Origin of the sequence: Mesorhizobium loti (assembly GCA_014189435.1) — a bacterium.
Lineage (GTDB): Bacteria > Pseudomonadota > Alphaproteobacteria > Rhizobiales > Rhizobiaceae > Mesorhizobium > Mesorhizobium loti_G.
The window spans coordinates 4,417,351-4,431,627 of sequence record CP050293.1; the positions used below are offsets into that span (position 1 = coordinate 4,417,351).

Here is a 14,277-nt window from a genome sequence, read left to right on the forward strand (position 1 = left end):
CTTTTCGCACACTCATTCAGGATAAGTTGTCGGTTTCCAGATGTGGGTGGAAATGATGTCCCGCAGTTCCGTGCGCACCGCACGGAAGAGTGGGCGAAAGTTCGAGGACATGGGTCGCTGCGACGAGGTCGCGAGGATCAGCTGTCGGGTAATCGGCGGGTCGAATGGCCAGACCTCGATGCGGCCAGCCTCAACAAGGAGATGGACGGAAGCATAGGGCAGAACCGTATAGCCAGTGCCCTCCTCGACCAGAAGCAAGGTTGAAGGCATTGCCTCCAGCTCCATCTCGACACGGGGATAGATGCCATGCTCCGCCAGGGTGTTGTCGATAAGCCGCCGCAGCCCGTGCGGGCGGCTGGGCAGGATCATCGGCAGCTCGGCGAAGATGTTGAGGCCGACCGGCCCGCGCGGCAGCACGCGCTCGGACAAGACCGGTCCGATCAGAAACAGCTCGTCATCGGCCAGCGGTTCGGTCAGCACGGACGGATGGTTCGGCGAATTGTAGAGCACGGCGGCATCGATGCGGCCGGCAATCAGCCATTCCAGGATATGGCCGCTGAAGCCTTCGATCACCTGCAACGCGACATTGGGAAACTCGTTCTTGATCTTCTTGACCAGCGGCACCGTCAGAACGGTGCCGACCGAAGGCGGCACGGCCAGAACCAACCTCCCCTTCGGCGAGGATTTGAGGTTCGAGACCGCATTCTGCGCCAGCCGCATCCGCTCGACGATCTCGTCGGCATGGGCCTTCAGAAGCACGCCCGCCTCGGTCAGCACGACACCGCGGCCGTTGCGATAGAACAGCTCGACGCCAAGCTCCTCCTCCAGCCCGCGAATATGGCGCGTGACCATCGGCTGGGTGACGTTGAGGTCCAGCGCGGCCTTCGAGAAGCTGCCGGCCGCACCGACGGCGATGAATACCTGTAGCTGCTTCGTGTCCAACTCTCACCCCAACCGTCCGCTGCTGCAGAGCTTCCAGCCTGACCCAGTGGTGTCCGTGTCACATGCCGAACGGGTACTTCTGGCCTCGGACATTCAGGAACACGGCATAGACCGACGTTGTCGCCGTGATGAACAGCCGATTGTTGCGCGGCCCACCAAAGGCCAGGTTCGCAACCATTTCCGGCACCTGAATTTTCCCGATGAGCTCACCTTCGGGCGTATGGCACTGTACGCCATCCCATGCGCTGATCCAGAGATTGCCCGTAACATCAACGCGAAAACCATCCGGAATGCCAGGCGATATGTCGGCGAAGATGCGGGAATTTACCAACCTGTCGCCATCAACGTCAAACTGCCTGACGTGATGCGGGGCGCTGCGGTCGGTGAGGAAGCCGGAGTCCGAAATATAAAGGCGCTTCTCGTCGGGCGAGAAGGCGAGCCCGTTCGGCATGGAGAAATCATCGGCAACGACGGTGATTGCTCCCGAGCCGGGATCGATCCTGTAGACGCGGCAGCCCGGTTGCTCCTGCAGGCCCTTGCGCCCGACATAGTCCGAAATGATCCCGTAATTTGGGTCGGTGAACCAGATGCTGCCGTCGGACTTCACGACCACATCGTTCGGCGAGTTCAACGGCTTGCCATCGAAAGAGGAGGCCAGCACGGTGATCGCGCCGTCCCATTCGGTGCGCACGACGCGACGCTCCCCCTGCATGCAGGTGACCAGCCTTCCATTGCGGTCGCGTGTATTGCCGTTGGGGTTGGAGACATGGCCGCGGAAAAGCGAAACCGCCCCTGTCTCCTCGTCCCAGCGCAGCATCCGGTCGTTGGGAATATCGCTCCAGATCAGCGAGCGGAGGTCGGCGAAATAGACCGGCCCCTCCGCCCAGCGATTTCCCGTATGGATGGTTTCGAGGAATGCGACCGGATCGATCAGATCCCCGAACCGCGCGTCGATCGTCTCGTAGCAGGACATCGACCGTCTCACCTATGGCAGCCGGATCGCGACGGTCTTGGTCTCGGTGTAGAGCTGGAGCGCCTGCTCGCCAAGTTCGCGCCCCCAGCCCGATTGCTTGAAACCGCCGAACGGCATGGTGACGTCATTGAAGTTGTGGCAGTTCACCCAGACCGTGCCGGATTTGATCTTCGCGGCCAGCCGATGCGCGGCGCCCAGATTGTTGGTCCAGATCGATGCGGCGAGGCCATATTCCGTGTCGTTGGCATCCTTGGCGAGTTTGTCCAGGTCCTCGTCGTCGAAGGGCATCGCGCAAGCCACCGGCCCGAATATCTCTTCGCGGATCACCGACATGTCCGGCCGCGTCCTGGAAATGACCGTCGGCTTGACGAAATAGCCAACGTCGCCGGCGCGCGCGCCACCGGTGACGATTTCAGCACCGTCGTTCCTGCCTTCCGAGATCAGCCTGGTGATGCGTTCCATCTGCTGCTGAGAGACGACAGGTCCGAGCTCGGTCGCAGGATCAAGCCCGGCGCCTAGCTTCAGCGCCTCGGCGCGCCCGGCAATGCCGGACATGACCTTGTCGTAGATTGTCTTGTGAACGAAGAAACGCGTTCCCGCGCCGCAGCTCTGGCCGGCATTGAAGAATGCCGCGCTCGAGGCGCCGGCCACCGCCATGTCGATATCGGCATCGCCCAGCACGATGGTTGGCGCCTTGCCGCCAAGCTCGAGGCTGACCTTCTTGAGATTGCCGGTCGCGGCGCGCGCGATCAACCGGCCGACTTCGGTCGAACCGGTGAACGCCACCTTGTCGATATCGGGATGGGCCGCCATCGCCGCGCCAACCGTTTCGCCAAAGCCGGTCAGGATGTTGACCACACCTTCCGGAAAGCCGGCGTCCTGGACCAGCTTGCCGAAGTAGAGTGCTCCGAGGGGCGTCTGCTCGGCCGGCTTGAGCACGATGGTGCAGCCGGCCGCCAGTGCCGGCGCCACCTTCCAGGCGAGCATGCTGAGCGGGAAATTCCAAGGGATGATCTGGCCGACGACGCCGACCGGCTCGCGGCGGGTGTAGGCGTGCCAGTCACCCGGCGCGTTGACGGTCATCGTCTCGCCATTGATCTTGGTGGCCCACCCCGCATAGTAGCGGAACGTCTCGGCCGTGAACGGCACCTCGCCGTTGCGGGAATCGCCGATCGGCTTGCCGCTCTCATAGGAATTGAGCGTTGCCAGCATATCGACATTGGCGTCGATCAGATCGGCGAGTTTCCAGATCAGCCTGGCGCGCTCGGCTGGCACCATTTTCGACCAAGGACCATCGATCGCCGTTCGCGCGGCCCTGACCGCCAGATCGACATCGGCGCCATCGCCGGCTGGCACCCGCGCGATGACCCGGCCGTTCGAGGGATCGATGACGTCGAGCGACTGTCCGGAGGCCGCCGGCAGCCATGCGCCGCCGATCAGCATCGCATGCTTGCCGCCGACGAACGCCGCCACCTTGGGATCGAGTGGCGGCACGGCATCGAAACGTATGTTCATGATTTCCTCCGAACGGTCTCTTCGATCAGCGCTGGACGAACGGCGCGGGAATGGAATTCCCGGCATCGATCCAGATGCTCTTTTCCTGAAGATATTCGTAGATGGCGGTCTGGCCGTTCTCCCGGCCGATGCCCGACTGCTTGTAGCCGCCGAAAGGCGAGAGATAGCTGGTGGCGCGGTACATGTTGACCCACACGCTGCCGGCCTCGAGCCGCTCGGGCAGGCGGATTGCGCGGCCGAGGTCCTGCGTCCACATCCCGGCCGCGAGCCCGTAGATGGTGTCGTTGGCGATGGCCACCGCCTCGTCCTCATCCTCGAAGGGAATGACCGACAGCACCGGTCCGAAGACCTCTTCCTGGGCGATGCGCATGGACTGCTTCACGTTACCGAAGATCGTCGGTTCCACGAACCAGCCGTCGGCAATCGATTTGTCCTCGGGTATCTTGCCGCCGAGCAGTTGCGCGGCGCCCTCACCGTTGGCGATACTGATGTAGTCGAGCACTTTCGCGCGCTGCGGCAAAGTGGTGATCGGACCAACCTGGGTCTCGGGATCGAGCGGATCGCCAATCCTCGCGGTCTTTGCGAAGGCGACCAGCTTCTCCGTCACCTGGTCGTAGACGGAGCGCTGCACAAGCGCGCGCGAGCCAGCGATGCAGGTCTGCCCGGTCGCGGCGAAGATACCGGAAACGAGGCCGGGGATGGCGGCATCCATCTTGGCGTCGGCGAAAACGATGTTGGCGGATTTACCGCCGAGTTCGAGCGTGACCTTCTTGAGCCCGCCGGCGGCAGCCTGATAGACGCGACGGCCGGTTGCATCACCACCGGTGAACGCCACTTTCGCGACATCGGGATGCGTGACGAGGCGGTCGCCGATTTCATGGCCGAAGCCGGTGACGATGTTGACGACGCCCTTGGGAAAGCCCGCCTTCTCGAAAAGCCGGCCGAAGAACAATGCCGACACCGAGGAGAATTCCGACGGCTTCCAGACGATCGTGTTGCCGGCCGCGAGCGCCGGGGCAAGCTTCCACGTCGCCAGCATCAAGGGCGAGTTCCACGGCGTGATCGCGGCCACGACCCCGAGCGGCTCGCGGCGCGTGTAGTTGAACACGCCCGGCTTGTCGATCGGGATCACACGCCCCTCGATCTTGTCGGCAAGGCCGCCAAAGAAGCGGAACCATTGCGGAATGTATTTGCACTGCATCCGCATTTCATTGATCAGCTTGCCGTTGTCGCGGGTTTCGAGAACGGCCAGGTTTTCTGCCTCCTCCGCCACGAGATCGGCAAAGCGCGTCATGATCTGCCCACGCGCGCTTGGGGTCATCGTCCGCCACTCGCCGCGGAACGCGGCGGCGGCTGCCTGAACGGCCGCATCGACATCGGCTACGCCGGCGCGCGGAACGAGCGCCCAGGCCTTGCCGGTGAAGGGATCGAAGGATTCGAAATAGTCCCCCGACTGCGCGGCCGCCGAGCGGCCGCCGATCAGCATCGAGAGCTTTTCCGTGGCCAGCGGCGGACGGGTTGTCATGCTCCGACTTCCTGCATGGCTTCGCGCGCCACTCGGAAGGAATCGACACCTGCGGGCACGCCGGCATAGATCACGACCTGTAGAAGAACTTCGCGGATTTCGTCTTTGGTCACACCGTTGGTCAGCGCGCCCTTCACATGCATCTTCAGCTCGTGCGGACGATTGAGCGCGGAAAGCATGGCGAGGTTCAGCATGCTGCGGGTCTTCTTGTCGAGCGTGTCACGGCCCCAGACAGCGCCCCAGCAATATTCCGTCACGAGCTCCTGCAGCGGACGATTGAAATCGTCGGCGCTGGCGAAGGATTTCTCGACGAATTCGGCGCCCAGAACCGATTTGCGGATTTCAAAACCCTTGTCGAACACGTCTTTGCTCATCGGATGGTCCTTTCCAGTTGATTGGGAGATCAAAGGCCGGGTGTCGGCCGATATTTGCGGCCGCGCGCGACCACCTGGCCGAGCGAGCCGTCGGTCAGGTAGATCTGCGTCGCCTTGGAATCGTAGGGGACGTTCTCCTGGCCGGGATAGCCGATCAGCTCGCGCACGCGCGGGCTCATATAGTAGGTGGCGATGGCAATCGTTGTGATCGCCGAGAAGGCTTCGCCATCCTCCTTGTTGAGGCTTTCCAGCCGAGCTTCGGCGCCGGTGGCCGGATCGACCGCGATGCCGCGCGCAAAGCCCGGCTTCAGATCAACACGAAAATCCAGGGACTTCTCGACATCGGCGTAGCCGCAGACGTCGCTGAACTTCGGCATCTTGCCGTGCGCGGGGATCAGGAAGTCCGCGAGTGCAAGGAAGGCGCTCTCGTTCGGCATGTCAGGCCACCTTCTGGTTGCGGCGCTCGGCGATCATGCGGCGCGTGTTGCGCAGCGCCACGGCCATGATGGTCGCCGTCGGGTTGGTGGCGCCCGAGGTCGGGAAGGTCGAGGCATCCATGACGTAGAGGTTCGGCACGTCGTGGCAGGCGCCCCATTGATCGACGACCGAGCGCTTGGGGTCGTCGCCCATGACGGTGGTGCCGATGAGATGCCAGCCCGATTCACGCACCGGTGTCGAAACCAGCGTCTCGATGGCGCCGGCGGCGCGCACCGATTCCAGGCAGCGGTCGATGTTGAACTTGAGCAGCCGGTTGGAGTTCTCGTTGACCTTGTAGACGATCTGCGGCGCCGGCAGGCCATCGGAATCGACCAGATCCTTCGACAGCACCACCTGATTGCTTTCCTCCGGAAGATCTTCCCCGACGATGCCCCAGATCAGCGAGTGGCCGAAGCGGCGGGCTACATTTTCATGCAGGTTGGCGCCCCAGAAATCCTGGAACCGGCCGCTTTCGGCGACATAGACCTTGGACCCGGTCGCGCCGGATACGCCGACCGGTCCGCCCGACGGCATGCAGTTCCATTTCGATCCGCGTACAAAGCCGCGACTTTCGTCGGTCTCGTAGAACTCCAGCGAATAGACCTGCTGGCCGAAGGGGCCGCGCCAGGAATCGAGCGGATCCTGGTAGGAGGCAAGGACGCTTGCGAAGGGATGCATCATCAGCCGCTTGCCGACCATGCCGGACGAGTTGGCGAGGCCGTCTGGAGTTCTGGACCCTCCCGACATCAGCAGCAGCCGGGGCGTGCCGACGCCGTTGGCGCACAGGATGACCACCTTGGCGCGCTGGCGCCGGTCGCGCCCGTTCGCGTCGACATAGACGACACCGGTCGCCAGCCCCTGCTCGTTGGTCTCGATTTCCTTCACGCGAGCACGGGTGACGAGCCGCGCGCCGGCTTTCAGGGCCAGCGGCCAATGCGACCGGTCGGTCGTGGATTTCGCGCCCTCCGGACAGCCGGTAAGACAGGTTCCACGCCGTACGCATGGATTGAGTTCGCCGAACTTCTCCGACGGAATGGCGTTGCTGCCGGGCCACCAGTGCCAGCCCATCTTCTCCATGCCCAGCGCACCGCGCTGACCAACGGAGCCCATCGGCAGCGCCGGAAAGGGATAGGCCCCGCGCGGCGGATAGGCCGGATCGCCAGCGAGACCGGAGACGCCTACCTCGCGTTCGATCTCGAGTTGGTAAGGCAGCAGGTCCTCATATGTGAACGGCCAATCCTCGGCCACGCCATCCATCGATCGCACACGGAAGTCGGACGGCAGGAAATGCATCCACTGCGCGCCGTAGAGCGTCGCGCTGCCACCGACGCCGGCAAACATCAGCGGGTTGATGTCCGTCGTCGACGTATCGACGGGATAGTCGTTGGGATTGTCGCGAACGTTGGGATTGGGATGCCAGAGCTTGGTGCTGACAAGCTCGTGCTCCGGACGCGCGCCGGTATAGTCGGCATAGTCCGGCCATTCGCCCTGCTCGAGCACGACGACGGAAATGCCGGCGCGCGCCAGATGAAGTGCGGCGACCGAGCCGGATGGACCGGCCCCGACGATCACGACATCCACTTCCTCGTCGCGCCTTGCCCGTGCACCGCGATCCGCCAGAACTTCAACGGTCATTCTCTTCCTCCCTTGGGGTCCAACGGCAGCATCGGGTCAGGCGAGGCGCGTCCGATAAAACGCCGCCGCGCCGATGATGATGACACCCTTGATGATGAGCTGCATCTCGATCGGAAATCCGAGCAGCAGCACGAGATTGTTGATCACCACCAGAACGGCCACGCCAAGCAGCGCCGCAAAGATGTTGCCGCGCCCACCGGTAAGCGCGACCCCGCCCATCACGGCGGCAACGATGGAGTCCAGTTCGTAGCCTTGGCCGACCCAGTTCGAAACGGTGCCGACATAGCCGAGCAGGAACAGTCCGCCTATTCCCGCGCAGACCGAGCAGATGACGTAGCAGAGGATGACCACGCGATCGGGCGCGACACCGTTGAGGAACGCCGCCTTCGGATTGCTTCCGACCATGAATATCTCACGGCCGAAGCGTGACCGGTGCAGCACGATGCCGAACGCGATGGCCAGAAATGCCAGGGTGATCAGATTGACGGGCACGCCAAAAATCCGGCCGGAGGCCAGAAAGCCCATGCCCGGCGGCAAGGTGCTGATCGGCGCCCCGCCAGTATAGGCGAAACGAATGCCCTGCAGGATGATCATCATCGCCAGTGTTGCGAGAAACGGGCTGACATTGCGCTTGGCGACGAGCCAGCCATTCACCAGGCCCACCACGGCCGACAGGGCGATCGCGGCGATGAAGATCATCGGAATCGCCTCATTGGTCGTGGCTTTGAAAGCGGTCGCCAGCACGGCCACCGTCGCCATCAGCGAGGCCACGGACAGGTCCAATCCGCGCACCAAGATGACAAAGGTCTGGCCGACGACGACCATGCCGAGCGGTGCCGCGATCGTCAGCACATTGACCAGATTGGCCGGCCGCAGAAAGGTCGGTGAAGCGAGAGCCGCAACGGTCATCAGCGCGACCAGGAAGACCAGCAGCCCGTAGCGCTCGAAGACAGACGCCATGGACATGCTTTGCGATCGCGGCATCGGGGTATCGAGAGGCGCCATCGTTATCTCCGCCTCGTGGTGTGGATGCCGACCGCGATGATGATGATGAGACCCTGGATGACCCACTGGTAGTAGGATGAGACATTGACGAAGTTGAGCAGGCTGTTGAGCATGGTGACGAGCAGCACGCCGAGGAAGGTACCAAGCACGCCACCTCTTCCGCCGGCCAGAATAGTGCCTCCGACCACGACTGGCGTCACCGATTGCAGCGTCAGCGCGGCGCCGATGCGCGGGTCGCCAACGCCGGTGCGCGCGGTCAGGAAAATCGCCGCGATACCGGCGCACAGGCCCGACAGCGCGTAGGCAAGCACCACGATACGATCGACCGGCAACCCATTCAGCCGCGCCGCTTCCCGATCGCCGCCAACGAAGTAGATGCTGCGGCCCGTGCGCGTGCGCTGCAGCCAAAGCCCGGCGAACGCGAAAATCACGACGAGCACGATGGCGCTGAACGGAATGCCGCCGACCTTTGCATAGGCAATATCCGCGAAGGCGCGCGGCACGGAGCCGCCGGGCTCCTTACGATACATCAGCGTTGCGCCGAAGACGATCGAAGACATGCCGAGCGTGACGATCAGGGGATGGACGCGCAGCACGACCGTCAGCAAGCCGTTGAGCGCGCCGACAGCGGTCGCGGCGACCAAGGCCAGCGGCAGTGCAAGCCAGACCAGATCAGGGCGCCATTCGAGGAAGTTCGCCAGAAAGACGGTGAGCGCACCGACCAGCGAACCGATCGCCAGATCGATGCCGCCCATCAGCACGACGAACGTCTGGCCCAGGCTGACCATGCCCAGCACGATGAGCTGCTGGAACAGATTGCCGATGTTGCGCCAAGTGAGGAACCGATCGGACAACAAGCCGCCGGCGACGGCAAGCACAACCAGCAGCACTGCCACGATCAGATAGGAGAGCATCAACCGGTTGCGGCGAAGATCCACCGTGATCGCGCTCATCCGACCGGCTCCGCACGCTGATCCATTTTCGCCTCGCGGTGCCGGACAGATCGCACGGCGAGATCCATGATCGCCTCCTCGCCGAGTGCATCGCCTTTGATTTCGCCGACGACGTAGCCTTGCGCCATGACGAAGACCCTGTCGGAGAGACCGACGATTTCGGGCAGTTCTGAACTGATCATCAGCACGCCGACGCCAGAATCCGCCAACCGGCGCACGATACGGTAAATCTCCACCTTGGCTCCGATATCAACCCCGCGCGTCGGTTCGTCGAGGATAAGCAGCCTGCTGGCGATCCGCGACCAGCGGCTGAACAGCACCTTCTGCTGGTTTCCGCCGGAGAGATTGCCGATCTTCGCGTCAGGCGACGGCGTCGCAACCGAAAAGTCCTGGATCTGCTGCATCGCCACAGCACGTTCCTGCTTCCGGTCGATCAGGCCATGTTTCGTTATGCCGTCCAGATCGGGCGCCACGATATTGGCGGAAATCGGCAGGCCGAGAAACAGGCCGTCGTCCTTGCGGCTCTCGGTCAGGAAACCGAGCCCATGGCCGATCGAACCCTTCGGAAGCTTTGTCTCGAATGGCTTGCCATCGAATTCGATCACCCCGCTCTCGACGGCACGCGTGCCGAAGATAGCCTCGGCGACCTCAGTGCGCCCCGAACCAACCATGCCGGCCACGCCGACGATTTCGCCAACCTTGACGTTGAGGCTGACGTCGCGGACGCGAGGACCAGCCTTGAGATTGCGGACGGTGAGCACATCCGGGCCGCCCGCCGGCGCCGTACGCCGCGGCGGATAGATCTGGCTGAGCCGGCGACCAACCATGCGGGTAATCATCTCTTCACGCGTGAGCGCGCTTACCGGGCTCGTGCCGACGAGCTGGCCATCCTTGAGGATCGTCACCGTGTCGGCGATCTCGAAGATCTCCTCGAGCCGATGGGAGACGTAGACGATGCCGACGCCTTCGTTGCGCAGCCTGCGCATGTTCTCGAACAAGAGATCGACCTCGCGGCCAGCGATGACCGCTGTCGGTTCGTCCAGGATGAGAAGCCGCACCCTGCCGACCAGGGCTTTCGCGATTTCGACCATTTGCTGATCGGCAAGCGGCAATTCATCGATCTTGGCGTGGGTTGGAATATCGACGCCGAGTTGTGCGAGGATTTCAGCGGCGCGGACGTGGCGGGCGCGGTTCGAAATGAGACCAAACATGCCGCGGGGCTGCGTATCGACCAGAATGTTCTCGGCAACGGAAAGCTCGGGAAAGAGCGCAAGCTCTTGATGGATCACGTGGATGCCGGCAGCGCGTGCTTCCTTCGGCGACTGCCAGGAAACCGGCTTGCCGAGATAGGTCATGGTCCCGGAATTCGGTTTGGTCACGCCGCCCATGACGCGGATCAGCGTCGACTTGCCTGCGCCATTTTCGCCGAGAAGGGCGTGAATCTCGCCCGGCTGCACGGCGAAATCGACCTTGTCCAGGGGTTTGACTCCAGGATAGTCCTTCTCGATCTGGCTGAGTTCAATAACAGACGCTGACATATCCCGGTGCTCGAACTGTTCAATGCACGTCCGGTGCGCGCCCAGGATGGGCGCACACCGGGTCGCTTGGGAAGCTTACTTCGGATAGTCGGGATTGAACGTGCTCGGATTGTAGCCGGCGGGCAGCCCGTTGCTTGGCGACAGATCGCCCGGATCGCTCATGCTGACATGGTCGAGCAGATGCCTGTCGCCCTTGACCGAGATCGTATCCGCACCCGGCGAGGTGACGACCTGGAAGCTCACCTCCACCTTGTCCGGGACCGAGATGCCCTTGAGCACGTCGAGCGCGGTCTCGATGCCGGTGATGCCCATCGACGTCGGATAGTCGATGCCGACCATCTTGATGTTGTGCTGGTTGGCCAGCTGATACATCCGGGCAACGTCGCCGCCGGTCATCGGTGGAAATTCGCCGTCCTTGTAGCCGGCGTCAAGAAACGCTTCGATCGCGCCATAGCCCTGAAGCGCACTGTCGGCCAGGACGCCGTTGATGGCCTTGCCGTGCTTCTGGATCAGCGCGGCCATCACCGACTTGCCGGTTGCCGGGTTCCAGTCGCAATACTGCTTCTCCAGCACCTTGATGTCGGGAAATTTCGAGAACACTTCCTCGTTCGCCTTGATGCGGATTTCAGCGACGCTCGACCCGGCGATGCCGGGCAGCATCACGATGTTGCCCTTGCCGCCCAGCGTCTCGCACAACCACTGCGCCTCGAGACGGCCCAGTGCCCAGTCGGATGCCGTGACGTAGGTGATGTAGTTGGCCGGCGTCTTCACCTTGCGATCGACCATGACAACGGGAATGCCTTGTTCGGTTGCGCGGCCGACGACGGGATCGAGCGCGTCCTCGGTCGAGGCCGCGATGAGCAGGATGTCGACGCCCTGGCTGATCAGATCCTGGATGTCCGCGATCTGCTTGGAAGGGTCGTCATTGGCGTCGGTGACGAGAAGATGGGCGATCTCGTCGCGATGCTGGCCGGCGGACCAGAGGACGCCATGCTGGAAGGCGACACGCCAGGCATTGGAAATCGAAGCATTGGAGAACCCGATTGTATACGGACCCGCCTTCTTCCATTTCGAGGTGTCGACCATGGTGTTGGCATTGGGGTTCCACATCCAGGTGCGCGGCGCGCCATAGTAGCCGGGCTTCGTTTCCGGCTCTGAAGCAACGGCTGCGCTGGTCTGGGCAAGTTGGATGGCCGGTGCAGCGGCCATGGCTGCCGCCACGGCCGGCATGCCGCGGATGAAGCTCTTACGCGAGATCTTGTGGTCTAGTATGCTCTTTATTGACATTGGTTCCTCCTCCTGAACGCTCGACAGAGCGCCTAAAATTCTCCTCAGATATTCGCGCACACGAGACAGTATAAACAAACAATAGATGTTTATATCCCGGGCAAATCGCACGACTATTTTCCTGACAACCTCCAATTCAGGAAAATTCGATTGAAAGCGATTTGACGCAAATTAGCAGTCGATTACCCACGATCGTCAATCTGCCGTCTTGTAATAGCTGCTATTACCTTTTTCGCCATTGGGGGCGGCGAAGAATACGACTTATCTAGCAGCCGGTGCCGGGCGCTTGAGGTGCGTTCCGTCGGAGGAGAGGCCGTGAATATTCTTGTTGTCTTGCGCATGATCCCGGATTCCGCGGGCGAGCTGCAGCTCGCCGAGGACGGGCGCAGCATCGATAGGGAATGGCTGGATTTCCAGCTCAACGATTTCGACGATCATGCCCTCGAGGAAGCAATCCTGCTCAAGGAAGCCGGCGGCGCGAAGGTGACGGCGGTGGCCGTTGGTGAAGGCGCCAACCGTGTCCTGCAGATGGCTGCCGCGCGCGGCGCCGACGAAGTCGTGGCGCTTCAGTCCGAGGAGGACGCCATGATCTCCTCACGTGAGATCGCCGCCTCCATCGCGGCAATGGCGCGAGCAAAGTCGGCCGACCTGGTTCTGTGCGGCGTTCAATCGAGCGAGGATGTCTTTGGCCAGCTCGCGCCCTATGTCGGCGCGCTGCTCGACTGGCCGCATGTGTCGGGAACCAACCGTATCGTTGCGAACGGCGCCGTACTTCGGGTCACGCAAGAGCGCGGCGCGGGTGTTGCCGTCACCTATGAGTTGGCCACGCCGGCGGTGCTGGGCGTTCAGACAGCGTCGAAGGCGCCACGCTATGTTTCCGGCAGCAAGCTTCGCGAAGCATCCAAGACGCCCATCGGCCGCGCCACGCCCGAATCGTCAGGCTTCGAGCGTTCCGCCGAGATCATCACACTGCGACTGCCAGTCCAGGGCGGCTCCGGCGAGAACCTCGGCGGCAATGCCGAGACAGTCGCGGATCGGCTGGTCAGCATCCTGGCAGCCAAGGGCCTGGCGAGGAACTAAGTCATGAAATTGATTGCCTGTACCGAAGGCCACTCCAGCAAGATCGAAGCCTTCTCCCTCGAAATGATCGCCGCGGCGCGTTCGCTCGCCCAGGCCGGCGACGAGGTCGTCGCCTTTTTCGCCGGTCGTGACACGGAAGGCGCGTCCGCTTCCTTCGGAGCCGCCGATCGCCTGATCGTGGCCCGCGCCACAAAATCAGATGTCATTCCCGCCGAGACCTATGCGTTGCTTCTGCGCGATGTCATCACCGCCGAGAGCCCCGGCCTGGTCCTGGTTCCCTATTCGGCAAACGGACTGGATGTGGCAGCCGACATCGCGGCGCGAACCGGCTGGCCACTCGTCTCCTATGTCAATGAAATCAAGCGGCATGGTGAAAGCCTGACGATCGTCGCGCAGATGTATGGCGGCAAGATACTCGCCGAATGCGAAGTGCAGCTGCCCGCCATTCTGATGATCAACCCGGGGGCCTTCGCGGAGGCACCGCCAGGCGCGATCACCGCCGTGAGCGTGCAGACGATCGATGCCGACCCCGCGCTGACCAGCGGCAAGGTGAAGATGGTGGCCATCGACGTGCCGGACTATGCCGACGTCGATCTGACGACAGCCGAGAGGATCGTATGCGTGGGCCGCGGCATCGGCGACGAGGCAAGCATCGACCTTGCCCGCAATCTGGCGACGATGCTGGGGGCGGAGATCGCCGGCAGCCGTCCTGTGGTCGACAATGGCTGGCTGCCCAAGCTGCGCCAGGTCGGCAAATCCGGCCAGAAGGTGAAGCCGAAACTCTATCTGGCGCTCGGCGTGTCCGGTGCGCCCGAACATCTCGAGGGCATGTCGCAGGCCGACCTCATCATTGCCGTCAACACCGATCCGAAGGCCCCCATCTTCAATGTCGCGCATTACGGCGCGACCTGTGACCTGTTCGATCTCGTCGCCAATTTGAGCGACAGGCTGCGGGCCGGCTCTGGCCGTTGAG

The 14,277-nt window shown here is 62.8% G+C and carries 13 protein-coding genes; 2 read left to right on the top strand and 11 right to left on the bottom strand.

From position 1 onward, the window contains the following. Nucleotides 1-12: 12 nt before the first annotated feature. The 11 genes from HB777_21490 to HB777_21540 all read right to left on the bottom strand — a co-directional run bounded on the left by HB777_21490 (nucleotide 13) and on the right by HB777_21540 (nucleotide 12,224). Nucleotides 13-942 carry a LysR family transcriptional regulator gene (locus tag HB777_21490; GenBank protein ID QND66235.1) on the bottom strand — a complete coding sequence of 310 codons (930 nt, stop codon included), beginning with the start codon at nucleotides 940-942 and terminating at the stop codon, nucleotides 13-15. A gap of 58 nt (nucleotides 943-1,000) precedes the next feature. Beyond that, nucleotides 1,001-1,915, bottom strand: coding sequence for an SMP-30/gluconolactonase/LRE family protein (locus HB777_21495; protein QND66236.1), 915 nt, complete (start codon nucleotides 1,913-1,915; stop codon nucleotides 1,001-1,003). 12 nt (nucleotides 1,916-1,927) lie between these two features. Further along, nucleotides 1,928-3,430 carry an aldehyde dehydrogenase family protein gene (locus tag HB777_21500; GenBank protein ID QND66237.1) on the bottom strand — a complete coding sequence of 501 codons (1,503 nt, stop codon included), beginning with the start codon at nucleotides 3,428-3,430 and terminating at the stop codon, nucleotides 1,928-1,930. A gap of 25 nt (nucleotides 3,431-3,455) precedes the next feature. Then, complete coding sequence (locus HB777_21505) at nucleotides 3,456-4,955, bottom strand: aldehyde dehydrogenase (protein QND66238.1); 1,500 nt, start codon at nucleotides 4,953-4,955, stop codon at nucleotides 3,456-3,458. Then, complete coding sequence (locus tag HB777_21510; GenBank protein QND66239.1) at nucleotides 4,952-5,329, bottom strand: 4-carboxymuconolactone decarboxylase; 378 nt, start codon at nucleotides 5,327-5,329, stop codon at nucleotides 4,952-4,954. The genes HB777_21505 and HB777_21510 overlap by 4 nt, the downstream gene beginning before the upstream one ends. A gap of 29 nt (nucleotides 5,330-5,358) precedes the next feature. Further along, a complete protein-coding gene (locus HB777_21515; protein QND66240.1) occupies nucleotides 5,359-5,766 on the bottom strand; it encodes a hypothetical protein in 408 nt (135 codons plus the stop codon). 1 nt (nucleotide 5,767) lies between these two features. Next, a complete protein-coding gene (locus HB777_21520) occupies nucleotides 5,768-7,441 on the bottom strand; it encodes a GMC family oxidoreductase (protein ID QND66241.1) in 1,674 nt (557 codons plus the stop codon). A gap of 36 nt (nucleotides 7,442-7,477) precedes the next feature. Then, a complete protein-coding gene (locus HB777_21525) occupies nucleotides 7,478-8,446 on the bottom strand; it encodes an ABC transporter permease (protein ID QND66242.1) in 969 nt (322 codons plus the stop codon). 2 nt (nucleotides 8,447-8,448) lie between these two features. Then, nucleotides 8,449-9,399 (bottom strand): ABC transporter permease, encoded by a 951-nt coding sequence (locus HB777_21530; protein ID QND66243.1) that lies wholly within the window; start codon nucleotides 9,397-9,399, stop codon nucleotides 8,449-8,451. Continuing rightward, complete coding sequence (locus HB777_21535; GenBank protein QND66244.1) at nucleotides 9,396-10,937, bottom strand: sugar ABC transporter ATP-binding protein; 1,542 nt, start codon at nucleotides 10,935-10,937, stop codon at nucleotides 9,396-9,398. The genes HB777_21530 and HB777_21535 overlap by 4 nt, the downstream gene beginning before the upstream one ends. Nucleotides 10,938-11,012: 75 nt before the next feature. Further along, entirely contained in the window at nucleotides 11,013-12,224 is a 1,212-nt protein-coding gene (locus tag HB777_21540; protein QND66245.1) for a substrate-binding domain-containing protein, read from the bottom strand. Between the two features lie 315 nt (nucleotides 12,225-12,539). Between HB777_21540 and HB777_21545 the strand changes: the two genes are divergently transcribed. Both HB777_21545 and HB777_21550 read left to right on the top strand, forming a co-directional pair. Beyond that, entirely contained in the window at nucleotides 12,540-13,304 is a 765-nt protein-coding gene (locus HB777_21545) for an electron transfer flavoprotein subunit beta/FixA family protein (GenBank protein ID QND66246.1), read from the top strand. A 3-nt stretch (nucleotides 13,305-13,307) separates the two neighbouring features. Further along, the gene (locus HB777_21550) at nucleotides 13,308-14,276 is read left to right on the top strand and encodes an electron transfer flavoprotein subunit alpha/FixB family protein (GenBank protein QND66247.1); all 969 of its coding nucleotides are present in this window, start codon (nucleotides 13,308-13,310) and stop codon (nucleotides 14,274-14,276) included. Nucleotide 14,277 lies beyond the last annotated feature (1 nt).